Origin of the sequence: Actinophytocola sp., assembly GCF_035762905.1 — a bacterium.
In the GTDB taxonomy this organism is placed as follows: domain Bacteria; phylum Actinomycetota; class Actinomycetes; order Mycobacteriales; family Pseudonocardiaceae; genus DASYTH01.
Map to the genome: position 1 here is coordinate 1 of NZ_DASUCC010000032.1, position 24,217 is coordinate 24,217.

The following is a 24,217-nucleotide window of genomic DNA, read 5'->3' on the forward strand; positions in this document are numbered from 1 at the left end:
CAACGTCAACCTCAAGATCCTGCTGTTCAACAACCGGATCTACGGCCTGACCAAGGGCCAGTACTCGCCCACCTCCGAGGAGGGCAAGGTCACCAAGTCCACCCCGATGGGCTCACTGGACCACCCGTTCAACCCGATCTCGCTGGCCCTCGGTGCGGACGCCACGTTCGTCGCCCGCACCCTGGACAACGACCGGGCGCAGCTCACCGAGATCCTCACCGCCGCCGCGCAGCACCGGGGCAGCGCGTTCATCGAGATCTACCAGAACTGCCCGATCTTCAACGACGGCGCGTTCGACGTGCTCAAGGAGGCCGGCGAGAAGGAGCAGCGGCTGATCCCACTGGCGCACGGCGAGCCGATCCGGTTCGGCCCGAGCGGCGAGTACGGCGTGGTGCGCAGCGGGTTCGCCGGGCTCGAGGTGGCTAAGGTGTCCGAGGTCGGCGAGGACGCCCTCGTGGTGCACGACGCCCGCATCGCCGACCCCAGCTATGCGTTCGCCCTGTCCCGACTGTCCACACAGGACCTGTCGCACACGGTAACCGGGATCTTCCGCAACGTCACCCGGGCCACGTACGACGACACCGCACGGGACCAGGTCGACGCCGCCCGCACCCGCCGGACGGCGGACCTGCAGGGCCTGCTGCGCGGCAAGGACACCTGGACCGTCGCGTCCTGACGCGCTCCGCTCAGCCGACCGGTCGGAAGCCGACGCGTTCGGCATCGGCCGCGGTGCGGAACCAGACTTCGGCGACGGTGCGGCCGAACTGGGCGGACTCCGGGGTGCAGTAACGCAGCGCGGTGACGCTCGCCTTGATGGTGAACTCCGGGGAGGGCGAGGCGCCGCCGGGCAGCGGCATGGCGGAGCCCGGGCCGAACGGGCCGGGAGGGCTCGGTCGAGACGGGGCGGGTGCTGGGGTGGACGGCGCGGCCGTCGTCTGTAACTTGCGCGGGGGCGGCGGTAGGGAGTCGTCGCCGCCCTCGGCGGGAACGATCGGCTCGAACAGGGCCCGGGTCGGCTCGCCGCCACCGTCGACGGCCGGGGTCGCTGGGGACGAGACCGCCACGCCGAACGGGTGGCGGTGCTGCGGCTTGGCCGGGATGCGCTTGGGCAGGGCGGTCGGGGAGCGCTCCGGCTCCACGGCGATGCTGGGCGCGCTGCGGGACGACTCGAACGCGGTGGCCCGACTTGCCCGGCTGGGCCGCTTCGGCAGCGGCGGCGCGCTCGGCGGCGCCGGAGGTGGTGGGGGTGGCGGCGCGGGGGTGCCGGCGTCCACCGGAATGTCCACTTCGGACGATGCGGCCAGCACACCGTTGCCGGCGGCGGGCTCGTAGCGGTGCTCCGGCTCGGCGGGCTCGACGACGGTCGGCAGGAACGTGGTCGGATCGGCCGGGGGCTCCCGGTCCGGCACCGCGTCGTCCGGCCGGGCCTCGCCCAGCCGGTGCGCGGCGCGGGACGGCTGCCCTTCCGGTTCGGGCTCGGGTTCCGGCTCGGCGGCGGGCTCCTCGGCGCCGTCCAGCCTGCGGATCAGGTCCCGGGAGATCGGGGTGGTCCGCTGCGCGAAGATCGTGCCGCGTTCCTCCTCGTCGTAGTCCTCGTCCTCATCCCGCAGCGCGTGGGCGGGCTGGGCCGGGCGCCGGTCGTCGAACCAGTCGCTGCACTCCTCCGGCGGGACGGCCGGCTCCGGCTGGCCGGCCGGCACGGGCGGCACGGCGGGCAGCGAGGGAGCCGGATCCACCGGATAGGGCGTCGACGGAACGTTCGCCACCCCGGGCAGCGCATAGGCCCGGGTGAGCGTGTCCGGTCGGATCTCGTCCTCCGGCTCGCTTGGCGGGGCGTCCGGGCGCGCGGACAGCCGCGAACGCTCCGTCGCGGCGCTCACCTTCGCGTCGGCGCGCAGCGCGGCCAACCGGCTCTCCAGCACGGCGATCCGCCGCCGCACCGGAAGTACCACCAGCACCCAGCAGAGCACCGCGCCGAGCAGGAAGGCCAGCAGGCTCCATAACCAGACCTGCCCGAAGATCGGCATCGCCCAACTCCCTTCAGGGCGCACCACTCGGCACGTCCTTGCGGTACTACGCCGGTGAAAAGGCTACTGCTGGCGGCCAATCACGCGGCACCGGCACGCCAGTTCACCGACAGGGACACGGTCGGTAGCCAAGGGGCGGGCCACGTCGTGTCGGTCTAGCGGGTCCGAGCGATCACGTAGCGCGACAGTAGCTCCAGCGCATCGCGAGCCGGACAGGGTGGCAGCATATCCAGCTCGGCATGAGCCCGCGCGGCATAGTCGGCCAGTGTCTGGGCGGCGCTGGTCAATCCGCCGGAACGGCGCAGCAGGGCCAGCGCCTCGTCGACCGCGGCATCGTCGGTGATCGGCCCGGACAGCAGTTGGCGCAGCCGCCCGCTCTCCGGCCCGTCCTCGGCGAGCGCGTACAGCATCGGCAGCGTCCGCACGCCCTCGCGCAGGTCGGTGCCCTGGGTCTTGCCGGACTCCGTCGCCGGCGAGGCGATGTCGATGACGTCGTCGGAGATCTGGAACGCGGTGCCGATGATCTCGCCGTACCGGTGCAGCGCCCGCACCTGCTCGGGCCCGGCGCCGGAGAACATCCCGCCGTACCGGCCGGCCGTGGCGATCAGCGAGCCGGTCTTCTGCCCGATCACCGACAGGTAGTGCCGCACCGGGTCCTCGCCGTCCCGCGGGCCGATGGTCTCCCGCATCTGCCCGGTGACCAGCTCCCCCATGGTCTCGGCGATGATCCGGGCCGCGTCGCTGCCGAGGTCGGCGACCAGCCGCGAGGCGTGGGCGAACAGGAAGTCGCCGGTCAGGATGGCGATCGTGTTGTCCCAGCGGGCATTCACGCTCACCTCGCCGCGCCGCATGGTCGCCTCGTCCATCACGTCGTCGTGGTAGAGCGTGGCCAGGTGCACCATCTCGACCGCGGTGGCCGCGGTGATCACGGCATCGGTGTTGCCACCGGCGAACTGCGCCGACAGCAGGGTGAACAGCGGCCGGAACCGCTTGCCGCCGGCCTTGACCAGGTGCATCGCCGCCTGGTTGACGAAGTCGACGTCGCTGTGCGCGACGGTCAACAACAGATCCTCGACCCGAGCCAGCCCCCCGGTCACCGCGTCGAGCAGTGCCGGGTCCGCGTTGTCCAGCCCGAGTGCGGCGGGCAGGGAAGCTGCCGTCTGGTTGGCCACCCATGGAGCGTAACGGGCGGGCCGATCCGCCGTTCTACCTGTGTAACGGGGTTCTCACCGCGGATCGGTTAGCGCAACGCGAAATTGCCGGCGTTGGCCCAGTCGAGGGCGAATGCCGGCGCGATCCCGAGCAGCAGGGTCACCAGCACGCCCAACGTGATCGCCGCCGTGGTGAACGCGCCGGGCACGGTGACGGTCGGGCCGTCGGTCGCCGGCTCGCTGAAGTACATCAGCACGATCACCCGCAGGTAGAAGAAGGCCGCGACGGCGCTGGCCACCAGCGCGATCACCACGAGCACCTCCATCCCCTCCGCGAACGCCGCCGAGAACACCACGAACTTGCCGATGAACCCACTGGTCAGCGGCAATCCGGCGAGAGCGAGCAGCAGGAACGCGAACACCGCGGCGACCAGCGGCGAGCGCTTGGCCAGCCCGGCCCACTGGGACAGGTGCGTGGCCTCGCCGTCGGCGTCGCGCACCAGGCTGATCACGCCGAACGTGGCCAGCGTGGTGAAACCGTAGGTGAGCAGGTAGAACAGCGTGCTGGACAGGCCATCCGGGGTGAGCACGACCGCGCCGATGAGCAGGAACCCGGCGTGCGCGATCGACGAGTAGGCGATCATCCGCTTGATGTCGGTCTGGGTCAGCCCGAGCACCGCGCCGATCACCATGGAGATCACCGCGATCGCCCACAGCACGCCCCGCCACTCCCAGTTGGTCGACTCGAAGCCGACCGCGAGCACCCGCAGGATCCCGCCGAACGCGGCCACCTTGGTGCAGGCGGCCATGAACGCGGTCACCGGGGTCGGCGCGCCCTGGTAGACGTCCGGCGTCCAGGTGTGGAACGGGCCGACCGAACCCTTGAACAGCAGGCCGACCACGAGCAGGCCGAACCCGCCGAACAGCAACGTGTCCGAGCGGTCGGTGCCGGCCGCCGCGTTGGAGATGTCGGACAGCCGCACCGAACCGGCGTAGCCGTACAGCAGCGCCAGGCCGTACAGGAAGAACGCCGAGGCGAACGCGCCGAGCAGGAAGTACTTGACCGCCGCCTCCTGGGACAGCAGCCGGCGCCGCCGGGCCAGCCCCGCCATCAGGTACAGCGGCAGGCTCAGCACCTCGAGCGCGATGAACATGGTGAGCAGGTCGTTGGCCGCGCAGAAGATCATCATGCCGCCGAGCGAGAACAGCATCAGCGGGAAGACCTCGGTCTGCATCTGGAACCGGACGGCCTCGGTGCGGTGCGGCGTGGCGCCGAGGCGCTGCTCGCGGTCCTGCACCGTGCCGGGCCGGATGGCCGCGTTGGCCACCAGCGCGCCACCCGGCTCGACCGAGCGGTCGGCGATGAGCAGCACCGCTCCGACCGACAGCGCCAGCAGCGTGCCCCACAGGAACAGTGCCGGCCGGTCCACGGCCAGCGCGCTGGCCAGCGTGACCTCGCCCTCGGCCGGGGCGTCGGTGACGTAGGTCGCCAGCGCCACGCCGGCCGCGGCGATCGCCACCAGGGTGAGCCCGACCTGCCAGCCCCACCGCTGGTGGCGGGGCAGGAACGCCTCGAACAGCACGCCGATGCAGGCCGCGCCGAGCACGATCAACACCGGCATGATCGCCGAGTAGTTGATCGCCGGCAGAGCCTCCTTGGCCGGCTGGACCAGGGTCAGCAGCTGCGCCACCTCAGTTCCCTTCCACCGGGTCGGACAGTTGGACGGATTCCATCGTCTTCTCCACTGACGGCGTGATCACATCGAGGACCGGCTTGGGATAGAAGCCGATGCCGATGATCAGGACGACAAGCGGGATCAGGACGGCCTTCTCCCGGCCGTCCAGGTCCGGCAGCGCGCGCCGGCCGGTGGCGGTTTCCGGATCGGCCACCGCGCCCGGGCCGGACATCGCGCCGAGCAGGGCGTTGCCGCGCACCGGGCCGTGCATCACCCGCTGGTAGAACCAGAGCACGTAGAGCGCGGCCATGATCATGCCGATCGTGGCCAGGATCGTGTACACCGGCTCGCGCGGATAGGAGCCGATCAGCACCAGGAACTCGCTGATGAACGAGTTGGTGCCGGGCAGCGAGAGCGTGGTCAGCCCGGCCAGCAGCAACATCCCGCCGAGCAGCGGGGTCACCGCGAACATCCCGCCGTAGTCGGCGATCTGCGTCGAGCCGCCCCTGGCGATCACCATGCCGATCACCAGGATCAGCATCCCGGTCGCGATGCTGTGGTTGACCATGTAGGACACCGAGCCGACCTGGGACTGCGAGCTGAACGCGAAGATCCCGAGCGCGATGAATCCGAAGTGGGCGATCGAGACGTAGGCGATGAACCGCTTCATGTCCCGCTGCCCGGTGGCCAGCAATGCTCCATAGAGGACACCCGCGACGGCGAGCACCAGCACCAGCGGCGTCAGGGTCTTGCTGGCATCCGGGAACATCGGCAGCAGGTAGCGCAGGAAGCCGAACGTGCCGACCTTGTCCAGGATGCCGACCAGCAGCACCGTCACCACGATCGGCGACTCGGCGGCCGCGTCCGGCAGCCAGGTGTGCAGCGGCACCAGCGGCGCCTTGACCGCGAAGGCCAGGAAGAAGCCGAGGAACAGCCAGATCTGGTTGGTGAGCGGCGCGTCGCTGACCACCTGGACCAGGGTCGGCCAGTCGAACGTGCCCTGGCCCAGTTCCTCGGCGGCCATCACGTAGCACCCGATCGCCGAGGCCAGCATGATCAGGCCGCCGAGGAACGAGTACAGGAAGAACTTGACCGCCGCGTACTGCCGGCGAGCACCGCCGTAGGAGCCGATCAGGAAGTACATCGGCACCAGCATCAGCTCGAACAGCACGTAGAACACGAACACGTCGGTGGCGGCGAACACGCCGATGGTGAGCGCCTGCTCGACCAGGATCAGGGCGAGGAACCCGCCGGCCGAGCGGCCCTCGGGCAGCTTGTCCACCCAGCTGGCGCCGATCAGCAGCGGCACCAGCAGCGCGATGATCGCGATCATGACCAGCGCGATGCCGTCCACCCCGAAGGACAGGTGCACGCCGAAGGCCGGGATCCAGTCGACCGAGAAGTGCAGCTGCAGCCGCGCCTCCGCGCCCGGCTCGTAGGCGAACCAGGCAAGCATCGCGAGCACGAACTCGCCGAGGGAGAACAGCAGGGCGGTCTGCTTGGCCAGCCGGGCGTTGTCCCGCAGGAACGCGACGACCAGCGCGCCGGCCACGGGCACGAGCAGCAGCAGGACCAGCAGCACCGATCCGGACGAGGAGGTCATGCGAACCTCACCGCAAGCAGAGCCGCAACCACGAGGACCGAACCTCCGAGCATGGTCAGCGCATAGGAGCGCACGAAACCGGTCTGCAGCCGGCGCAATCGGCCGGAGGTGCCGCCGAACGCCGCGGCGATGCCGTTCACCATCCCGTCGACACCCTTGTTGTCCACGAAGACCAGCGCCCTGGTCAGCCAGGTGCCGGGCTTGGCCACCAGCGTCTCGTTGAGCGCGTTGCCGTACAGGTCGCTGCGGGCCGCCCGGACCACCGCGGACACCGGCTCCGGCCGCACCACCGGAACCGCCTTGCGGCCGACGAACAGCCACGCGGCGAGCGCGCCGACCAGCATCAGCCCGATCGACAGCACCAGCAGAACCCCGTGCGACAGCACGGTTTCGCCGCCCTCGGCCAGCTCACCGAGGGACGGCTCCAGCCAGCTCGCCAGCCGGCCGCCGGAGGCGAAGAAGGCGCCCGCGCCGATCGAACCGACCGCCAGGATGATCATCGGCACGGTCATCACCGCCGGCGACTCGTGCGGGTGATAGTCCTCGCCCTCCTCGGATTTCAGCTTCTCCCAGCGTTTCTCACCGAAGAACGTCATCAGCATCAGCCGGGTCATGTAGAAGGCGGTCAGCGCGACACCGAGCATCGCGGCACCGCCGAGCACCCAGGCCCGCCAGGGCTCCTGCTGGGCGAACGCGGCCTCGATGATCGCGTCCTTGGAGAAGTAGCCGGACAGGAACGGGAACCCGATCAGCGCCAGGTAGCCGAGCCCGAACGTGACGAAGGTGACCGGCATGATCCGCCACAGCCCGCCGTAGTGCCGCATGTCCACGTCGTCGTTCATGGCGTGCATGACCGACCCGGCGCCGAGGAACAGCCCGGCCTTGAAGAAGCCGTGCGTGAACAGGTGCGCGATGCCCAGCGCGTAGCCGGCCGGGCCGAGGCCGACGGCCAGCATCATGTAGCCGATCTGGCTGACCGTGGAGTACGCCAGCACCTTCTTGATGTCGTCGTAGGCGCACCCGATGACCGACCCGATCAGCAGCGTGATCGCGCCGATCAGGGCCACGGCCAGCCGGCCGTCCGGGGTCAGGTCGTAGATCGGGTTCGACCGGGCGATCAGGTAGACCCCGGCGGTGACCATGGTCGCGGCGTGGATCAGGGCGGAGACCGGGGTCGGGCCCTCCATCGCGTCCGGCAACCAGGCCTGCAGCGGGAACTGGCCGGACTTGCCGCACGCGCCGAGCAGCAGGAGCAGGGCGACGGCCAGTAGCGTGGCCGAGTCGAGCTGGCCGACGCCGGCGAACACCTCGGTGTACTGGGTACTGCCCAGCTTGGACCACAGGATGAAGATGGCCAGCGCGAGCCCGACATCGCCGACCCGGTTCATCAGGAACGCCTTCTTGGCCGCGGTCGCGGCGGACGGGCGCTCGGTGTACCAGCCGATCAGCAGGTACGAGGCCAGACCGACGCCCTCCCAGCCGAGGTAGAGCGTCACGAACCCGTTGCCGAGCACCAGAAGCAGCATGGCGGCGGCGAACAGGTTGAAGTAGGCGAAGAACCGGCGGCGGTTTCGGTCGGCGGCCATGTAGCCGACCGAGTAGATGTGGATCAGCCCGCCCACCCCGGTGATCAGCAGCGCGAAGCTGATCGACAGCGGGTCCACCCGGAGTCCGAAGTCGATCTGCAGCGCGTTGACCGGGATCCAGGCGAACAGGTGGACCTCGCTGACCCGCTCGACGGCGGGCCTGCCGATGGTGTCGAACAGCAGGACCAGGGCGTAGACCAGCGCGCCGAGGATCGTCGCGCAGCCGAGCAGGTGCCCCCAGCGGTCGGTTCGCCGGCCACCGACGAACAGCACCACCGCGCCGAGCGCGGGCAGGGCGAGCAGCAGCCAGGCGGCGCTGGCGACCCCGGTGGCCTGCTGCACCTGTTCCTGTGCCGCGACGGCCAGGGTTGCGGTTCCCGTCACCGATGTCCCCTTAGTACTTCAGCAGATTGGCGTCGTCCACAGAGGACGAACGACGGGTACGGAAGATGGACATGATGATGGCGAGGCCCACAACGACCTCGGCGGCGGCCACCACCATCACGAAGAACGCCATCACCTGGCCGTCGAGCGAACCGTTGATCCGGGCGAACGTGACCAGGGTGAGGTTGACCGCGTTCAGCATCAGCTCGATGCACATGAACACGACGATGGCGTTGCGCCGCACCAGAACCCCGACCGCGCCGATGGTGAACAGCAGCGCGGACAGCAGCAGGTAGTAGGTCGCCGTCATGATTTGTCCTCCTGGGCCTCGGAAGCGACCAGGGCGTGGGCGTCCGGGGTCGGGGCGGTGCCGGCGACCGCCGCGCGCTCCTCGACGAACTGCTCGGCCGCGGTCGCCTCGATGATCCCGGACAGCGACTCCGGCGCCACCGAGCCGTCCGGCAGCAGGGCGGGGGTGGCCACCGAGTTGGCGGTGGCGAACACGCCGGGACCGGGCAGCGGCGACGGGCGGTCGTGCTCGCCCCGGAACCGGGCGATGACCAGTTCCTTCTGGGTGCGCCGGCCGCGCGTGTGCCGATCCACGTAGCCGAGCACCATGCCGCCGACCGCCGCGGTGATCAGCAGGGCGGAGGTGAGCTCGAAGGCGAACAGGTAGTCGGTGAACAGCAGCCGGCCGATGTTGTAGACGTTGCCCCGCCCGGCATTGGCCTCCGGGGTGGCCAGGCCCAACGGGGTGACCAGGGTGATGCCCCGGGCGACCACGCCGACCACCAGCCCGGCCAGCCCGACGCCGAGGATCGCCGCCCACAGCCGCTGGCCACGCAGCACTTCGACCACCGAGTCGGAGGAGTCCCGGCCGACCAGCATCAGCACGAACAGGAACAGCATCATGATCGCGCCGGTGTAGACGATGATCTGGACGAAGCCCAGGAACGCCGCCTGCTGCACCAGGTACAGCACGCCGAGGCTGAACATGGTGAGCACCAGGAACAGCGCGGAGTGCACGGCGTTGCGCGCGAAGATCATGCCCAACCCGCCGCCGAGCGCCAGCGGTCCGAGCACCCAGAACGCGATCGCCTCGCCGGTGGAGGCCTCGACCGCGGTCTGCGCGAGAAGTACCGCGCTCACTTCGTCTCCTCCCCCACCGGGTCGGGATATCCCCACTTGCGGGCCAGCTGTTTGCCGCCCACGTAGTAGTCCTGTTCGGACTCGCCGAGGCGCATCGGGTGCGGCGGCTGCTCCATGCCCGGCAGCAGCGGGGCGAGCAGCTGCTCCTTGGTCCAGATCAGCTTGCGCCGGTCGTCGTCGGCCAGTTCGTAGTCGTTGAGCATGGTCAGCGACCGGGTCGGGCAGGCCTCGATGCACAGGCCGCAGCCGATGCAGCGCAGGTAGTTGATCTGGTAGTCCATGCCGTAGCGCTCACCGGGCGAGTACCGTTCCTCCTCGGTGTTGTCCCCGCCCTCGACGAAGATCGCGTCGGCCGGGCAGGCCCAGGCGCACAGCTCGCAGCCGACGCACTTCTCCAGCCCGTCCGGGTGCCGGTTGAGCTGGTGCCGGCCGTGGTAGCGGGGCGCGGCCGGCGCGCCGATCTCCGGGTACTCCTCGGTGACGACCTTCTTGAACATGGTCGAGAAGGTGACCCCGAAGCCCTTGAGCCCGTCGAACAGTCCCATCAGTCGGTTCCCTTGTCGTCGGAGGGCGAGCCGGATCCGGCGCCGACCCGGGACCGTTCCCGGCGCCCGCGGGTCCGCGCCGGGCGGCGCTTGGCCTTACCGGGGATCTCCAGGTCCAGCGGCGGGACCGGGTATCCGCCGCCGGTCACCGGCACCGCGTCCTCGTCCTCGTCGCGCACCTTGCGGTCGGGCATCAGTAGCGCGACGCCGATCACCAGCAGCAGCAGCAGGCCACCGAACAGCAGCGCCTGCTGGGTGTTGATGCCCTCGTTGCGGAACGCCCGGATCGCGACCACCGCGACGATCCACACCAGGTTCGCCGGGACCAGCGTCTTCCAGCCCAGCCGCATGAACTGGTCGTAGCGCAGCCGCGGCAGCGTGCCGCGCAACCAGATGTAGAGGAACAGGAACAGCAGCATCTTGGCGAAGAACCACAGCAGTGGCCACCAGCCGCTGTTGAAGTAGTTGTCGTTGATCAGCGAGATCGGCCACGGCGCGGCGTATCCGCCGAGGAACATGGTGGCCGCGAACGCCGAGACGATCACCATGTTGACGTACTCGGCCAGGAAGAACAGCGCGAACTTCATCGAGCTGTACTCGGTGTGGAAACCGCCGACCAGCTCGGACTCCGCCTCCGGCAGGTCGAACGGGGCCCGGTTGGTCTCGCCGACCATGGAGATCACGTAGATCACGAAGCTGGGCACCAGAGCGATGGCGAACCACAGGCCGTGCTGGGCGTCCACGATGTCCCCTGTGGACAGTGAGCCGGCGTAGAGCACCACCGCCACGATGGACAGCCCCATCGCGATCTCGTAGGAGATCACCTGGGCGGCCGAGCGCAACCCACCGAGCAGCGGGTAGGGCGAGCCGGACGACCAGCCGGCGAGCACGATGCCGTACACGCCCATGGACGAGCAGGCCAGGATCAGCAGCGCGCCGACCGGCAGGTCGACCAGCTGCAGCACGGTCTGCTCACCGAAGATCGACACCTGCGGCCCGAACGGGATCACCGAGAACGCCAGGATCGCCGGGATCGTGGAGATGATCGGGGCCAGCCAGTAGACCTTGCGGTCCGCGCTGACCGGGATGATCTGCTCCTTGAACGGCAGCTTGATCGCGTCCGCCACGGACTGCAGCCAGCCGTTCGGCCCGACCCGGTTGGGGCCGGGACGCTGCTGCATCCTGGCCACCACCTTGCGCTCCCAGATGATCATGAACATGGTCATGATCGGGCCGAGCAGCAGCAGCACCACGACCTTGATCAGGATCAGCCAGATCGGGTCGTCGGCGAGCAGTTCCGCTCTGGTCATTCCCCGCCTCCTGTGTGTCCCGGCAGCAGGTTCTCGGCCGTCACCGTCACCACGTCGCCGTGCTGCACGCCAAGGGTGCGGCGCACGGCGGCCGGGCCGGAGTTGGTGGGCAGCCACACCACGCCGTCCGGCAGGTCGGCGTACTCGGCCGGCACGCTGATCGCGCCGCGCTCGGTCTTCACCGTCAATGTGGCGGCACCGGCCACGCCGAGCACCTCGGCGGTGTGCGCGGACAACCTGGCCACCGCCGGACGCGCGGTGCCGGCCAGGTGCGGCTCGTCCACCTGCATCGACCCGTTGTCCAGCAACAGGTGCCAGGTGGCCAGCACCACCTGGGTGTCGGCGCGCGGCGCGACCGCATCCGTCTCGCGCACCGCGGGCGGCGCCGCCGAACGGGCCACCGGCGGCAGCTTGGCCAGGTCGGTCGCGGCCGCCTGCGGCGTCTGGGTGAACAGGTCCACGTCCATCTCGACGGCGAGCGTGTCCAGCACCCGGCAGTCGGGCAGCGCACCGGTCTGCTCCAGCGTCACCGCGAACGCCCGGCGCCGGCCCTCCCAGTTGACGAAGCTGCCGGAGCGCTCGGCCATCGGGGCGACCGGCAGCACCACGTCGGCGTGCGCGGTGGCCGCACTGGGCCGCAGCTCCAGGCTGACCACGAAACCGGCCCGGGACAGCGCCTGCTCGGCCAGCTCCGGGTCGGGCAGGTCGTGCGGGTCCACCCCGCCGACCACCAGACCGTCCAGCTCGCCCGCGGCCAGCGCGGTGAGGATGCCGGTGGTGTCCCGCCCGGGCGCCACCGGCAGCGCGCCCGGCGCCACCCCCCACAGCTGGCTCACCTCGGCGCGGGCCGCCTCGTCGTCGACCAACCGGCCGCCGGGCAACAGGTTCGGCGCGGCGCCGGCGTCCAGCGCGCCCCGTTCCCCGGCCCGGCGCGGAATCCAGGCCACCCGGGCGCCGGTCTCGCCGGCCACCCGCAGCAGGACGGTGAACAGGCCCGGAATCGACGCGGCCCGCTCCCCGACCAGGATCACCGAGCCGGACCCGGTCAGCGCCGCGTGCGCGTCCGGCGCCTCCTTGGCCAGCTTGCCGAGCACCATCGGCTCGGCGCCGGGCACGCAGGACAGCAGCGTGCCGAACGTGCGCTCCACGGCCGGGGACGTCCACTGTCCGATGTGGAACACCTTGGTCCGGCCGAGGCGGGCGGCCTTGCGCAGCCGCAGGAAGACGATCGGCGCCTCCTCCTCCGGCTCCAGTGCCACACACAGCACGGCCGGTGCGGCCTCGAGGTCGCGATGGGTCACCGCGCCGGTCTCCGGGGCGGCACCGGCCACGGTGGACGCAAGGAAGGCCAGTTCCTCGGCTGAGTGCGGCCGGGCCCGGAAGTCGATGTCGTTGGTGTGCAACGCGATCCGGGCGAACTTGGCGTAGGCGTATGCGTCCTCGACGGTCAGCCGGCCGCCGGTGAGCACCCCGACACCCTTGCCGGCCCTGGCCCCGGCCAGTCCCTCGGCGGCGATCCGCAGCGCGTCGGTCCAGGATGCCGGCGCCAGCTCACCGGTCGCGGCGTCGCGCACCATCGGCCGGGTGAACCGGTCCGCCGCGGCGGCGTACCGGAAGGCGAACCGGCCCTTGTCGCAGGTCCACTCCTCGTTCACCTCCGGGTCGTCCCCGGCCAGCCGGCGCATCACCTTGCCGCGCCGCCAGTCCGTACGGGTAGCGCAGCCCACCGCGCAGTGCTCGCACACGCCCGGGGTGGACACCAGGTCGAACGGCCGGGCCCGGAACCGGTACGCCGCGCTGGTCAGCGCGCCCACCGGGCAGATCTGGATGGTGTTGCCGGAGAAGTAGCTCTGGAACGGCTTGTCCGCGGCGATCCCGACCTGCTGCTGGGCGCCGCGCTCGAGCAGCTCGATGAACGGGTCGCCGGCGATCTGCGCGGAGAACCGGGTGCAGCGCTGGCAGAGCACGCACCGCTCGCGGTCCAGCAGCACCTGGGTGGACACCGGGATCGGCTTGACGAAGGTCCGCTTGGGCTCCAGGAACCGGGAGTCGGCCCGGCCGTGTTTCATGGCCTGGTTCTGCAGCGGGCACTCGCCGCCCTTGTCGCAGATCGGGCAGTCCAGCGGGTGGTTGATCAGCAGCAGCTCCATCACGCCCTGCTGCGCCTTGTCCGCCACCGGCGAGGTGACCTGGGTGCGCACCACCATGTCGTCGGCGACCGTGATCGTGCAGGACGCCTGCGGCTTGGGCATCGGCCGGCCGCCCAGCTCCACCTCGACCAGGCACTGCCGGCAGGCACCGGCCGGGTCCAGCAGCGGGTGGTCGCAGAACCGCGGGATCACGATGCCCAGCCGCTCCGCGGTGCGGATGATCAGCTCGCCCTTGGGCGCGACCACCTCGATGCCGTCGATGGTCAGCCGCACGTGGCCGGCCGGCACCGGGGCCTTCTCGGTCTTCTCTTCTGGCGCGATGGTCATGCGGTAGCTCCAGCCAGCGCAGGGTTGACGGCCTTGGCGCTCCGGTCGCACAGGGCGAGGAACTCGTCCCGGAAGTACTGGATGCCGCTCACGATCGGGCTCACCGCGCCGTCGGCGAGCGCGCAGAACGAGCGGCCGAGCACGTTGTCACAGATGTCCAGCATCGTCTCGATGTCGGACTCGGTTCCGTTGCCGGCCACCATCCGGTGCAGGATGCCGGCCAGCCAGTAGGTGCCCTCCCGGCACGGCGTGCACTTGCCGCACGACTCGTGCTCGTAGAACTCGGTCCACTTCATCACGGCCCAGGGCACCGACACGGTCTCGTTGAAGATCATCAGTGCGGTGGTGCCGAGCATCGAACCGGCCTCGGCGGCACCCTCGAAGTCCAGCGGGACATCCAGGTGCTCCGCGGTGAACAGCGGCGTGGACGAGCCGCCCGGAGTCCAGAACTTCAGCGGGATGCCGTCCTTCATGCCGCCGGCCATGTCCAGCAGCGTGCGCAGCGTGGTGCCCAGCGGCGCTTCGTACTGGCCGGGCCGTTCCACGTGACCGGACACCGAGAAGATCTTCGGGCCGGGCGAGCGCTCGGTGCCCATCGAGCGGAACCAGTCCGAGCCGCCGTTGACGATGAACGGCACGCTGGCGATGGTCTCCACGTTGTTGACCGTGGTCGGCGCCGCGTACAGACCCGACGCGGCCGGGAACGGCGGCTTGAGCCGGGGTTGGCCGCGCCGGCCCTCCAGGGAGTCCAGCAGCGCCGTCTCCTCGCCGCAGATGTACGCGCCGGCGCCGGCGTGCACCGTGATGTCCAGGTCGTAGCCGGACTTGAGAATGTTCCGGCCGAGGTAACCGGCCTGGTACGCCTCGCGGATCGCGGCGTTGAGCCGGCGGATGCAGTGCGGCACCTCGCCGCGCACGTAGATGAAGCAGTGGTGCGAACGCATGGCGTACGCGGCGATGACGCAGCCCTCGATCAGCGAGTGCGGGTCGGCCATCATCAGTGGGATGTCCTTGCAGGTTCCCGGTTCGCCCTCGTCCGCGTTGATCACGAGATAATGTGGTCGGTCCACTCCCGCACCCGGACCGGTGGGCATGAAGCTCCACTTGACCCCGGCCGGGAAGCCGGCGCCGCCGCGGCCGCGCAGCCCGGAGTCCTTGACCAACTGGACCAGCTGCTCGGGCGTGCCGGCCAGCGCCTTGCGCAGCGCCGTGTAGCCCTCCAGCTGCTCGTAGGTCTGCAGCGTCCAGGACCGGGGGGACAGCCAGCGCTTGGTGAGCACCGGTGTCAACGGGTCTGGCCGACTCGTCTGGTCTGGCATTTGGCGTCCCCTACTTCTTCGGTTCCACGGCCGGCAGCGGCGCGTCGTCCGGCATCGGCGGCGCGGTCCACCGCCGGTCGGCCGCGAGCTGGGCGCCGCGCAGCGTCTCCACCGCCGCCGACGGACCGTCCACTCTGGACCGATACTCCGCCTCGTCCTCCGGGTAGAACCCGGCCAGCTCCAGCTCGACCGTGCGCCAGTCGGACAGCGGCGCGCCCCTGGTCGGCGCCGGCCGCTCGCCGCGGCGCAGCGCGTCGACCACGGCGACCGCGGACTCCGGCGTCTGGTTGTCGTAGAACTCGTAGTTGACCTGCAGCACCGGGCCGAGGTCGCAGGCGGCCAGGCACTCGGCGTGCTCCAGGGTCACCGAACCCGGCTCGCCGGGCGTGCCGGCGGTTTCCTCGTGTCCGAGGGGCCGGTCCGGTGCACCCAGGTGCTCGCGCAGCTTCGCGTAGATCGCGTCGCCGCCGAGCACCGCGCACAGCGTGTTGGTGCACACGCTGACCAGGTGCTCGCCGCACGGCTTGCGCTTGTACATCGTGTAGAACGTGACCACCGCGCTGACCTCCGCCGTGGACAGGTTCAGTTGCCGGGCGCAGAACTCGATGCCGGCCGTGCTCACGTAGCCCTGCACGGACTGCACCAGATGCAGCATCGGCAGCAGCGCCGAGCGGGACTGCGGGTAGCGGGCGATGAGCAGCGCCGCCTTGGCCACGATGTCGGGCCCGAACACCGAAAGGTCCGAAGTGGACTCGGTGACCAGCCGCGCGGACTCTTCCCTGGTGAGCGCCGACATGTCGCCGGTCGTGGTCTCCCGCTCCGCCGCCGCCCAGGTCTGCCCGTCCCCCACGCTGGATCCCCCGTGGGTCAGGCCCGGCCCACTCTGACTCATCACCGGTCCACCTCGCAAGCTCGGTGTCGCCATGCCCCGCAGCCTCGCAAGCTCGGCGGCGGGGCGGTATCCATTGGCTCGCTCGCAAGCTCGCTCACCGGTCCACTCCTCCCATCACCGGGTCGATCGACGCGATCGCCGCGATCACGTCGGCCACCATGCCGCCCTCGGACATCGCCGGCATGGCTTGGAGGTTGACGAAGCTGGGGTCGCGCACGTGCACCCGCACCGGTCGGGTGCCGCCGTCGGAGACCACGTGGTAGCCCAACTCGCCGCGCGGCGACTCGACCGGCACGTAGACCTGACCGGCCGGCACGTCGAAGCCCTCGGTGACCAGCTTGAAGTGGTGGATCAACGCCTCCATCGACTGGCCCATGATCTTGCGCACGTGGTCCAGCGAGTTGCCCATGCCGTCCGCGCCGATGGACAGCTGCGCCGGCCAGGCGATCTTCTTGTCCGCCACCATGACCGGACCCGGCTCCAGCTTGTCCAGGCACTGCGCGATGATCCGCAGCGACTGGTGCATCTCCTCCACCCGCAGCAGATAGCGCGCGTAGGCGTCGGCGTCGGTGGAGGTCGGCACCTCGAACTTGTAGTCCTCGTAACCCAGGTACGGGTCGGTCTTGCGCAGGTCCCAGGCCAGGCCCGCGGAGCGCAGGATGGGGCCGGTGACGCCGAGCGCCAGACACGCGTCCACCGGCAGGTAGCCGATCCCGATCAGCCGGTTCTTCCAGATCGGCTGGCCGGTGAGCAGCTTGTCGTAGTCGGGCAGCCGGGAGTCCATCACCTTGATGAAGTCCCGGACCACCTGCTCGTAGCCGGTCGGCAGGTCCTGCGCCACCCCGCCCGGCCGGATGAACGCGTGGTTCATCCGCAGCCCGGTCAGCCACTCCAGCAGGTGCAGCACTTCCTCGCGCTCGCGGAACCCGGCGGTCATCGCGGTCAGCGCGCCCAGCTCCATGCCGCCGGTGGCCAGCGCCACCAGGTGCGAGCCGATCCGGTTGATCTCCATCAGCAGCACCCGGATCACCTGTGCGCGCTCCGGCACGGTGATTCCGAGCAGCTTCTCCACCGCCATGCAGTAGGCGGCCTCGTTGTACAGCGGGGCCAGGTAGTCCATCCGGGTCACGAACGTGACGCCCTGGGTCCAGGTGCGGTACTCGCAGTTCTTCTCGATCCCGGTGTGCAGGTACCCGATCACCGACCGGGCCTGGGTGACGGTCTCGCCCTCCAACTCGAGCACCAGACGCAGCACGCCGTGCGTGGACGGGTGCTGCGGACCCATGTTGATCACGATGCGCTCGTCGGCGATCGCGTCCTCGAGCATCTCGTCCCAGTCGCCGCCGGTGACGGTGTAGATCCGGCCCTCGGTGGTCTCCCGCGCGGTGGCGTAGGGATCGCTGGAACGCTCGGCCCCGCTGGTGGCGGTGCCGGTCTTGACGTCTGACAGGTGCTCGCTCATTACGAGTAGGCCCTCCGCTGGTCCGGCGGCGGAATCTCGGCGCCCTTGTACTCCACGGGAATCCCGCCGAGCGGATAGTCCTTGCGCTGCGGGTGGCCGTCCCAGTCGTCCGGCATCAGGATCCTGGTCAGCGCCGGGTGTCCGTCGTAGACGATGCCGAACATGTCCCAGGCCTCCCGCTCCTGCCAGTCGGCGGTCGGGTAGACGTCGACCACGCTGGGCACGTGCGGGTCGTCCACGTCGACGGCCACCTCGAGCCGGATCCGGCGCCGGAAGGTCATCGACGTGAGGTGGTACACCGTGTGCAGCCGCTGCGGCACGTCCACGCCGTAGTCGACGGCGGACACCGAGCTGCACAGCTCGAAGCGCAGCGCCGGATCGTCGCGCAGTGCCCGGCACACCGCCACCAGGTTCTCCCGGCGCAGATAGAACGTGATCTCGCCGCGGTCCACCGTGACCTGCTGCACCGCCTCCGCGGGGATTCCGCGCTCCCGGAAGGAGTTGGCCAGCTCGTCGGCGAACTCGTCGAACCAGCCGCCGTAGGGCCGCTCGGCCGGCGCCGGGTTGTAGGCCGGCAGCCGCAGGCCGCCGAACCCGGTGGTGTCACCGGAACCGGCGACCCGGAACATGCCCTGCCGCTCCCGGCCGGAGACCACCGGCGCCTGGAAGTCGGCGCTCTGCCGTTCGGCGGGTTCCGCCGCGACGCCTTCGGCCGGGCGGTCCACACTGGACTGCTCGCCGCCCGGCACGGGCGGAGTCTGGTCAGCCATCGGTGCTCACTTCTCGACTCACTTCTTGGCGAACTTCACGGAGGACGGGATCAGCTCGGTGGTGTCGCCGCGCTCCAGCCGGTCCGCCGCGCGCCGGGCGTTGATCGGCTCATCGGCGATCTTGGCGTGCAGCTTGAGGATCGCGTCGAGCAGCATCTCCGGTCGGGGCGGGCAGCCGGGCAGGTAGATGTCCACCGGGACGATGTGGTCGACGCCCTGCACCACCGCGTAGTTGTTGAACATCCCGCCGGAGGAGGCGCACACGCCCATCGCCAGCACCCAGCGCGGCTCGGCCATCTGGTCGTAGATCTGGCGCAGCACCGGGGCCATCTTGTTGCTGACCCGGCCGGCCACGATCATCAGGTCGGCCTGCCGGGGCGAGGCGCGGAACGCCTCCATGCCGAACCGGGCGATGTCGTAGCGCGGCCCACCGGTGGTCATCATCTCGATGGCACAGCAGGCCAGGCCGAAGGTGGCCGGCCAGAGCGAGTTCTTTCGGCCCCAGTTGACCAGCTTCTCCAAGCTGGCCAGCAGGATTCCGTTGGGGAGCTTCTCTTCAAGACCCATGATCGCCTCCCGTCAGTTCCAGTCGAGTCCGCCGCGCCGCCACACGTAGGCGTAGGCGAAGCCGACCGTCGCGATGAACAGGAAGATCTCCACCAGGCCGAAGATGCCAAGGGCGTCCGCCGCGACCGCGAACGGGTAGAGGAACACCATCTCGATGTCGAACAGGATGAACAGCATCGCGGTGATGTAGTAGGCGATCGGAACCCGGCCGCCGCCGATCACCGGCTGGGGCGACGGTTCGATGCCGCACTCGTACGGGTCGAGCTTCGCCTTGTTGTAGCGACGGGGGCCGACCAGCGGGCCGAGCAGCGCCGAGAACACGGCGAACGCGGCCGCCAGCACGAAGAGCAGCACCAGCGGCAGGTAGAGCCCGAGGTCCGACGCGACCTCGGCCGGGATCTGGGGTTGGTGCAGCGAAGTAGTGACGGTTTCGCCCAATGACACCTGCGTCGTCCTTTCCCCGAGCTTCGCTGGCACCCTATGGGTCGCATACCTGGACCGAATTAGTAAGGGGCACCTAACTTCGCCTGGTGAGAAGCTTGTGAAAATCTTCACAAGCTCGGACGCTCGCCTGTGAATCACTTCACAAGAAACCTGGCGCTCAGTGTAGGACTCGCCTCCGGGACGGCCGCCACCGGCCGGGGGCCTGACATGCGAAAGGGCACCCGGCCGGGTGGCCGGGTGCCCTTTTACGTTGGGGCGTGGACTAGTCGCTGTTGAGGTAGGAGAGCAGCCGCAGCATCTCCAGGTACAGCCAGACGAGCGTGACCAGCAGGCCGAACGCCACGTACCAGGCGAACCGCGCCGGCGTGCCGGACCGGATCATCTGGTCGGCCATGTCGAAGTCGAGCAGGAAGTTGAACGCCGCGATGCCGATGAACAGCAGGCTGATCGCGATGCCGAGCGGGGTGGCGTCGCGCAGGCCGGTGTTCACGCCGAACAGGCTGAGCAGCAGGTTGATCAGCATCAGGCCGGCGGCGCCCACGGTCGCGCCGATGATCCACCGGGTGAGCTTCGGGGTCACCTTGATCGCGCCGGTGCGGTAGACCACCAGCATCGTGATGAACACCAGCGTGGTGCCGAGGACGGCCTGGAGCGCGATACCCGGGAAGAAGGACTCGAACACACCGGTGATGCCGCCGAGGAACAGGCCCTCGGCCACCGCGTAGGACAGCACCAGAGCCGGGCTCGGGTTCTTCTTGAAGATGATGACCAGCGCGAGCCCCAGGCCGGCCAGCATGCCGATGATCGTCGGCGGCCACGGCTGGATGGTGCCGGACAGCACCGCGAAGGTGGTGATCACACCGATCACGGCGGCTGTGCCCAGCGTCGCGGCGGTCTTGGTCACCACGTCGTCGACCGTCATCGGGCGGTCGCCGGTGGTGGGCGGGGCGTAGCCCTGACCCGGCTGGACCGGGTAGCCCTGTTCCTGGGACTGGAAGCCCGCGTATCCGCCCGGTCCGCCGACCGGCAGGTTGCGGAAGGCGGGATTGCTCGTAGAACGCACCTGATCCTCCTGGGAGCCTGATGGCGCCTTCATTAGTGTCAACGACCATGCGAGCCGGTCGGTTCCCGGTTGGGTAAAGCCAACTTTACCCACTTCTGGTAACCCGCTCACAGTAGCCCGTCATCCCCGCGATCACAGGTTGATCGGTGGTTCCCTACTTGTGATGACACCGCATCGTGTCGTTACCGGCCGCTTGGCCGCGCTGCCACTACTTTCGATCAGGTTTCTTCCCTCGATCGAGGGCGACGACCACCGGTTCGAGGATGGCATGACGAGGCGCAGGAAATGGGGCCCGATCGGGGTCACCGCCGGGTTGACGCTGACCTTCGCCGTCCTGCTGGGCATCGGCACCGTCCGCCCGGACGCCGGCGGCACCCCGGCACCCACGATCAGCGCGGCCCAACCCGCCGCCGGCCCGCCCTGGCTGCGCCGCTACGCCCCGGACGAGCTTCCGCCTCAGTTCGTGCTGTTCTCCTTCGACGGCGCCGGTTCGCACGCGCACTGGGAACGGATCCGCACCGCGGCGAAGTCGTCGAACGCGCACGTCACCGCGTTCCTGTCCGGCGTGTATCTGCTCCCCGACGCCCGCGCCACCGAGTACACCGCGCCCGGCGGGCGCCCCGGCATGTCCGCCATCGGCTTCGGTGGCACGCCCGACGACGTCGACACCCTCGTCACCGACCTCAACCAGGCCCGCTCCGCCGGCCACGAGATCGCCAGCCACTACAACGGCCACTACTGCAAGGGCGTCGAGCCCGCCACCGCCTGGACCACGCCGGACTGGACCGCCGAGTTGGACCAGTTCCTGCGCCTGCTCGACACCGCCCCCGGCCTCGAGGTCGATCGCGAGCACATCAAGGGAGCCCGCACCCCGTGCCTGGACGCCCACCCGGGGGCGGTGCTTCCGGTCCTCGCCAAGCACGGCATGAGCTACGACGCCAGTCAGCTGTCCGAGGGCCTGGCCTGGCCGGTGCTCCGCGACGGCGTCTGGCAGTTCTGGGTCCCCCAGGTCCGCGTCCCGGCGCTGAAGAATCGGCGGGTCATCCTGATGGACTACAACCTGTCCCAGGCGATGAACCGCGCCAAGGACGAACCCGGCCGCGCCGAGGAGTTCGCCACCATCGCGCTGGACACCTACCGCTCCGCCTACCAGTCCGCCCTGGCCGGCAACCGCGCCCCGCTGGTCGTCGGCACTCACTTCACCGACTGGTCCGGCGACGCCTTCACCCTCGCCACCGAACGCTTCATGGCCGAGGTCTGCACCAAGCCCGAGACCGTCTGCGCCACCTACTCCGAGGTCATCGACTGGATGCTGCGCCAGAACCCCGCGGTCCTCGACGCCCTCCGCGCCCTCCCCCAACCCGAAGCCACCTGACCAGCCCTCCCGAATGCCGACCGGATGCCGGGTGGGGTTGATCGATGGGAGGCTCTGGGCATGGCGACGTATCTGGTGACCGGGGCGACCGGGCTGATCGGCCGGCACTTCCTGGCGGAGCTGCTGTCCAGGGCGGACACCGAGCGGGTCTGGCTGGTGGTCCGGGAGCAGTCGCGGGAACGGCTGGCCACGCTGGCCGAGCGGTGGCCGCACCCGGAGAGGATCAGAACCGTGGTCGCGGACATCCGCACCCCGGGCCTGGGGATCCCGCCGGAGCGGCTCGAGCCGCTCGGCGGGGTCGATCACGTCGTGCACCTGGCCGCGCACTACGACCTGACGGCGGACGACGAGACCGCTGCCGTGGCCAACATCGAGGGAACCGAGAACGTGATCGCGCTGGCGGCCACCCTCGGCGCCGGGTGCCTGCACCACATCTCCTCGGTCGCGGTGGCCGGCGACTTCCACGGCCGGTTCACCGAGGACATGTTCGACGCCGGGCAGCGGCTGGTGACCGCGTACCACCGCACCAAGTTCGAGGCCGAGCGGCTGGTCCGGGCCCAGTCCGCGGTGCCATGGCGGATCTACCGGCCCTCGGTCGTGGTCGGCCACTCGCAGACCGGCGAGATGTGCAAGACCGACGGTCCGTACTACCTGTTCCCCGCGCTGGCCCGACTGGCCGCGCTGCCCGCCGCGCCGGTCCTGGTCCTGCCCGACATCGGCGACACCAACATCGTCCCGGTCGACTACGTGGCCAAGGCACTTGCCCACCTGGTCGACCAACCCGGCCTGGACGGACGCACCTTCCACCTGGTCAACCCCGAACCGCAGCCGGTCCGCGAGGTCTACAACGCCTTCGCCAGGGCCGCGGGCGCACCGGTGTCCGCGGTCGGCCTCGGGCAACGGCTGAGCGGTCCGCTGGTCGGGCTGGCCCGGCTGGCCGAGCACGTGCCCGGGGTGACGATCGCCAGGGACGCCGTGCTCGACCGGCTCGGCATCCCGCCGGAGATCCTGCGCACGCTCACCTTCCGTCCGCGGTTCGACTCCGCCGAGACCCGCGCCGCGCTGGCCGGCAGCGGGCTGGAGGTGCCGGCGCTGCCCAGCTACGCCACCGCGCTCTGGCGGTACTGGCGCACGCACCTCGATCCGTTCCGGGCCCGCCGCAACGGCAGCCGTGGGCGGCTGGCCGGGCGCCGCATCGTGATCACCGGTGCCTCGTCGGGCATCGGCCGGGCGACCGCGCTCAAGGTGGCCGCGGCCGGCGCGGTGCCGCTGCTGGTCGCCCGCCGGGCCGCCGAGTTGGAGGAGGTCCGCGCGGAGATCGAGGCGGCCGGCGGGAATGCCGCGGTCTACCCGTGCGACCTTTCCGACGGCGAGTCGGTGGACAAGCTGGTCGAGCGGATGCTCACCGAGCAGCCCAGCGTGGACATGCTGGTGAACAACGCCGGCCGGTCCATCCGCCGCTCGGTGCTGGCCTCCTGCGACCGCATGCACGACTACGAGCGGTCCATGGCGATCAACTACTTCGGGCCGGTGCGGCTGATCCTCGGGCTGCTGCCGCACATGGTCGAACGGCGGTACGGGCACATCGTCAACGTCTCGTCCATGGGCGTGCAGGGCATCGCCCCCCGGTTCTCCGCCTACGTGGCGTCCAAGGCGGCGCTGGACTACTTCAGCCGGGTCGCCGCGACCGAGACGCACGGCGCCGGGATCACCTGGACCACCGTGCACATGCCGCTGGTGCGCACCCCGATGATCCGGCCGACGCCGATCTACGACGCGCTGCCGGCCCGGTCGCCCGAGCAGGGCGCGGAGCTGGTGCTGGCCGCGCTGCGCAGGCGACCCAAACAGATCGGCACGCCGACCGGGTACCTGATCCAGGCCGCGTACGCGCTGGCGCCCGGCATGGTGGACGCGGTCGCCTACCAGGGCTACCGGATCTTCCCCGACTCGCCCGCGGCCGGCGGCGCCGGCGGGGCCAGACTCGGCAAGGGTGAACGGCATCTGTCCGCGGCGGCCACGGCGCTGGCCCGCCTGACGAAAGGCTTCCACTGGTGATCACCGGCGCACACACGATCTTCTACGCCACCGACGCGGCGGCGGCCCGGGCGTTCCTGCGGGACACGCTCGGACTGTCCAACGTGGACGCCGGGGACGGGTGGCTGATCTTCAAGTCGCCGCCCGCCGAGCTGGCCGTGCACCCGTCCGGCGCGGTCACCCAGGAGTTCTACCTGATGTGCGACGACATCGAGAAGACCGTCGCGGAGCTGACCGCGAAGGGGGTGGAGTTCACCGGCGAGATCAGCGACCAGGGCTGGGGCCTGCTCACCACGCTGCGGGTGCCCGGCGCCGGCGAGATGGGTCTGTACCAGCCACGTCACCCCACCGCGTACAACCTGAGCTGAGGACCACCCGGGATC

21 protein-coding genes are annotated in these 24,217 nt (G+C 70.2%); 4 read left to right on the plus strand and 17 right to left on the minus strand.

Annotated elements, in window-relative coordinates; all coding sequences use genetic code 11:
* On the plus strand, positions 1-676 hold a 676-nt coding region (locus VFV67_RS04670; RefSeq protein WP_326467474.1), incomplete at its 5' end, for a thiamine pyrophosphate-dependent enzyme.
* A 10-nt stretch (positions 677-686) separates the two neighbouring features.
* On the opposite strand, the gene VFV67_RS04675 is transcribed toward VFV67_RS04670, so the two are convergent.
* The 17 genes from VFV67_RS04675 to VFV67_RS04755 form a co-directional block, all read right to left on the minus strand.
* A complete protein-coding gene (locus VFV67_RS04675) occupies positions 687-2,027 on the minus strand; it encodes a hypothetical protein (RefSeq protein WP_326467476.1) in 1,341 nt (446 codons plus the stop codon).
* Positions 2,028-2,182: 155 nt separating this feature from the next.
* Positions 2,183-3,199 (minus strand): polyprenyl synthetase family protein, encoded by a 1,017-nt coding sequence (locus VFV67_RS04680; protein ID WP_326467477.1) that lies wholly within the window; start codon positions 3,197-3,199, stop codon positions 2,183-2,185.
* Positions 3,200-3,267: 68 nt separating this feature from the next.
* On the minus strand, positions 3,268-4,860 hold the full coding sequence (gene nuoN, locus VFV67_RS04685; RefSeq protein ID WP_326467552.1) for an NADH-quinone oxidoreductase subunit NuoN: 1,593 nt from the start codon (positions 4,858-4,860) through the stop codon (positions 3,268-3,270).
* A 10-nt stretch (positions 4,861-4,870) separates the two neighbouring features.
* The gene (locus VFV67_RS04690; protein ID WP_326467478.1) at positions 4,871-6,457 is read right to left on the minus strand and encodes an NADH-quinone oxidoreductase subunit M; all 1,587 of its coding nucleotides are present in this window, start codon (positions 6,455-6,457) and stop codon (positions 4,871-4,873) included.
* On the minus strand, positions 6,454-8,409 hold the full coding sequence (nuoL, locus tag VFV67_RS04695) for an NADH-quinone oxidoreductase subunit L (RefSeq protein ID WP_414636178.1): 1,956 nt from the start codon (positions 8,407-8,409) through the stop codon (positions 6,454-6,456). The genes VFV67_RS04690 and nuoL overlap by 4 nt, the downstream gene beginning before the upstream one ends.
* A 28-nt stretch (positions 8,410-8,437) precedes the next feature.
* A complete protein-coding gene (gene nuoK, locus VFV67_RS04700) occupies positions 8,438-8,737 on the minus strand; it encodes an NADH-quinone oxidoreductase subunit NuoK (protein ID WP_326467480.1) in 300 nt (99 codons plus the stop codon).
* Positions 8,734-9,576 (minus strand): NADH-quinone oxidoreductase subunit J, encoded by an 843-nt coding sequence (locus VFV67_RS04705; protein WP_326467481.1) that lies wholly within the window; start codon positions 9,574-9,576, stop codon positions 8,734-8,736. The genes nuoK and VFV67_RS04705 overlap by 4 nt, the downstream gene beginning before the upstream one ends.
* A complete protein-coding gene (gene nuoI / locus VFV67_RS04710; RefSeq protein WP_326467482.1) occupies positions 9,573-10,121 on the minus strand; it encodes an NADH-quinone oxidoreductase subunit NuoI in 549 nt (182 codons plus the stop codon). Before nuoI ends, VFV67_RS04705 begins: the two co-directional genes overlap by 4 nt.
* A complete protein-coding gene (nuoH, locus tag VFV67_RS04715; RefSeq protein WP_326467483.1) occupies positions 10,121-11,431 on the minus strand; it encodes an NADH-quinone oxidoreductase subunit NuoH in 1,311 nt (436 codons plus the stop codon). Before nuoH ends, nuoI begins: the two co-directional genes overlap by 1 nt.
* A complete protein-coding gene (locus VFV67_RS04720; protein ID WP_326467484.1) occupies positions 11,428-13,908 on the minus strand; it encodes an NADH-quinone oxidoreductase subunit G in 2,481 nt (826 codons plus the stop codon). Before VFV67_RS04720 ends, nuoH begins: the two co-directional genes overlap by 4 nt.
* Positions 13,905-15,227: an NADH-quinone oxidoreductase subunit NuoF gene (gene nuoF, locus VFV67_RS04725; protein WP_326467485.1), complete on the minus strand. Its 1,323-nt coding sequence runs from the start codon at positions 15,225-15,227 to the stop codon at positions 13,905-13,907. The genes VFV67_RS04720 and nuoF overlap by 4 nt, the downstream gene beginning before the upstream one ends.
* A gap of 10 nt (positions 15,228-15,237) precedes the next feature.
* Complete coding sequence (gene nuoE, locus VFV67_RS04730; RefSeq protein WP_414636174.1) at positions 15,238-16,119, minus strand: NADH-quinone oxidoreductase subunit NuoE; 882 nt, start codon at positions 16,117-16,119, stop codon at positions 15,238-15,240.
* 94 nt (positions 16,120-16,213) lie between these two features.
* On the minus strand, positions 16,214-17,581 hold the full coding sequence (locus tag VFV67_RS04735) for an NADH-quinone oxidoreductase subunit D (RefSeq protein WP_326467486.1): 1,368 nt from the start codon (positions 17,579-17,581) through the stop codon (positions 16,214-16,216).
* Positions 17,581-18,351 carry an NADH-quinone oxidoreductase subunit C gene (locus VFV67_RS04740; protein WP_326467487.1) on the minus strand — a complete coding sequence of 257 codons (771 nt, stop codon included), beginning with the start codon at positions 18,349-18,351 and terminating at the stop codon, positions 17,581-17,583. Before VFV67_RS04740 ends, VFV67_RS04735 begins: the two co-directional genes overlap by 1 nt.
* An 18-nt stretch (positions 18,352-18,369) precedes the next feature.
* Complete coding sequence (locus VFV67_RS04745; protein ID WP_326467488.1) at positions 18,370-18,918, minus strand: NADH-quinone oxidoreductase subunit B family protein; 549 nt, start codon at positions 18,916-18,918, stop codon at positions 18,370-18,372.
* Between the two features lie 12 nt (positions 18,919-18,930).
* Positions 18,931-19,332 carry an NADH-quinone oxidoreductase subunit A gene (locus VFV67_RS04750; RefSeq protein ID WP_326467554.1) on the minus strand — a complete coding sequence of 134 codons (402 nt, stop codon included), beginning with the start codon at positions 19,330-19,332 and terminating at the stop codon, positions 18,931-18,933.
* A gap of 292 nt (positions 19,333-19,624) precedes the next feature.
* On the minus strand, positions 19,625-20,425 hold the full coding sequence (locus VFV67_RS04755; protein ID WP_326467489.1) for a Bax inhibitor-1/YccA family protein: 801 nt from the start codon (positions 20,423-20,425) through the stop codon (positions 19,625-19,627).
* A 268-nt stretch (positions 20,426-20,693) separates the two neighbouring features.
* Here VFV67_RS04755 and VFV67_RS04760 point away from each other — a divergent pair, with 268 nt between their 5' ends.
* Genes VFV67_RS04760 through VFV67_RS04770 form a run of 3 tightly spaced genes read left to right on the plus strand, consistent with a single transcriptional unit; the run spans position 20,694 to position 24,202 of the window.
* Positions 20,694-21,800: a polysaccharide deacetylase gene (locus VFV67_RS04760; protein ID WP_326467490.1), complete on the plus strand. Its 1,107-nt coding sequence runs from the start codon at positions 20,694-20,696 to the stop codon at positions 21,798-21,800.
* A gap of 60 nt (positions 21,801-21,860) precedes the next feature.
* Complete coding sequence (locus VFV67_RS04765; RefSeq protein WP_326467491.1) at positions 21,861-23,855, plus strand: SDR family oxidoreductase; 1,995 nt, start codon at positions 21,861-21,863, stop codon at positions 23,853-23,855.
* Positions 23,852-24,202, plus strand: coding sequence for a VOC family protein (locus tag VFV67_RS04770; protein ID WP_326467492.1), 351 nt, complete (start codon positions 23,852-23,854; stop codon positions 24,200-24,202). The genes VFV67_RS04765 and VFV67_RS04770 overlap by 4 nt, the downstream gene beginning before the upstream one ends.
* Positions 24,203-24,217 lie beyond the last annotated feature (15 nt).

Bases quoted from the DNA above. Each gene is read 5' to 3' on its own strand.
- VFV67_RS04765 (WP_326467491.1), top strand. From the start codon at position 21,861: ATGGCGACGTATCTGGTGACCGGGGCGACCGGGCTGATCGGCCGGCAC.
- VFV67_RS04740 (WP_326467487.1), bottom strand. From the start codon at position 18,351: ATGGCTGACCAGACTCCGCCCGTGCCGGGCGGCGAGCAGTCCAGTGTG.
- nuoI (WP_326467482.1), bottom strand. From the start codon at position 10,121: ATGGGACTGTTCGACGGGCTCAAGGGCTTCGGGGTCACCTTCTCGACC.
- VFV67_RS04720 (WP_326467484.1), bottom strand. From the start codon at position 13,908: ATGACCATCGCGCCAGAAGAGAAGACCGAGAAGGCCCCGGTGCCGGCC.
- nuoH (WP_326467483.1), bottom strand. From the start codon at position 11,431: ATGACCAGAGCGGAACTGCTCGCCGACGACCCGATCTGGCTGATCCTG.
- VFV67_RS04745 (WP_326467488.1), bottom strand. From the start codon at position 18,918: ATGGGTCTTGAAGAGAAGCTCCCCAACGGAATCCTGCTGGCCAGCTTG.
- VFV67_RS04690 (WP_326467478.1), bottom strand. From the start codon at position 6,457: ATGACCTCCTCGTCCGGATCGGTGCTGCTGGTCCTGCTGCTGCTCGTG.
- nuoF (WP_326467485.1), bottom strand. From the start codon at position 15,227: ATGCCAGACCAGACGAGTCGGCCAGACCCGTTGACACCGGTGCTCACC.
- VFV67_RS04735 (WP_326467486.1), bottom strand. From the start codon at position 17,581: ATGAGCGAGCACCTGTCAGACGTCAAGACCGGCACCGCCACCAGCGGG.
- nuoE (WP_414636174.1), bottom strand. From the start codon at position 16,119: ATGAGTCAGAGTGGGCCGGGCCTGACCCACGGGGGATCCAGCGTGGGG.
- VFV67_RS04760 (WP_326467490.1), top strand. From the start codon at position 20,694: ATGACGAGGCGCAGGAAATGGGGCCCGATCGGGGTCACCGCCGGGTTG.
- nuoK (WP_326467480.1), bottom strand. From the start codon at position 8,737: ATGACGGCGACCTACTACCTGCTGCTGTCCGCGCTGCTGTTCACCATC.
- VFV67_RS04675 (WP_326467476.1), bottom strand. From the start codon at position 2,027: ATGCCGATCTTCGGGCAGGTCTGGTTATGGAGCCTGCTGGCCTTCCTG.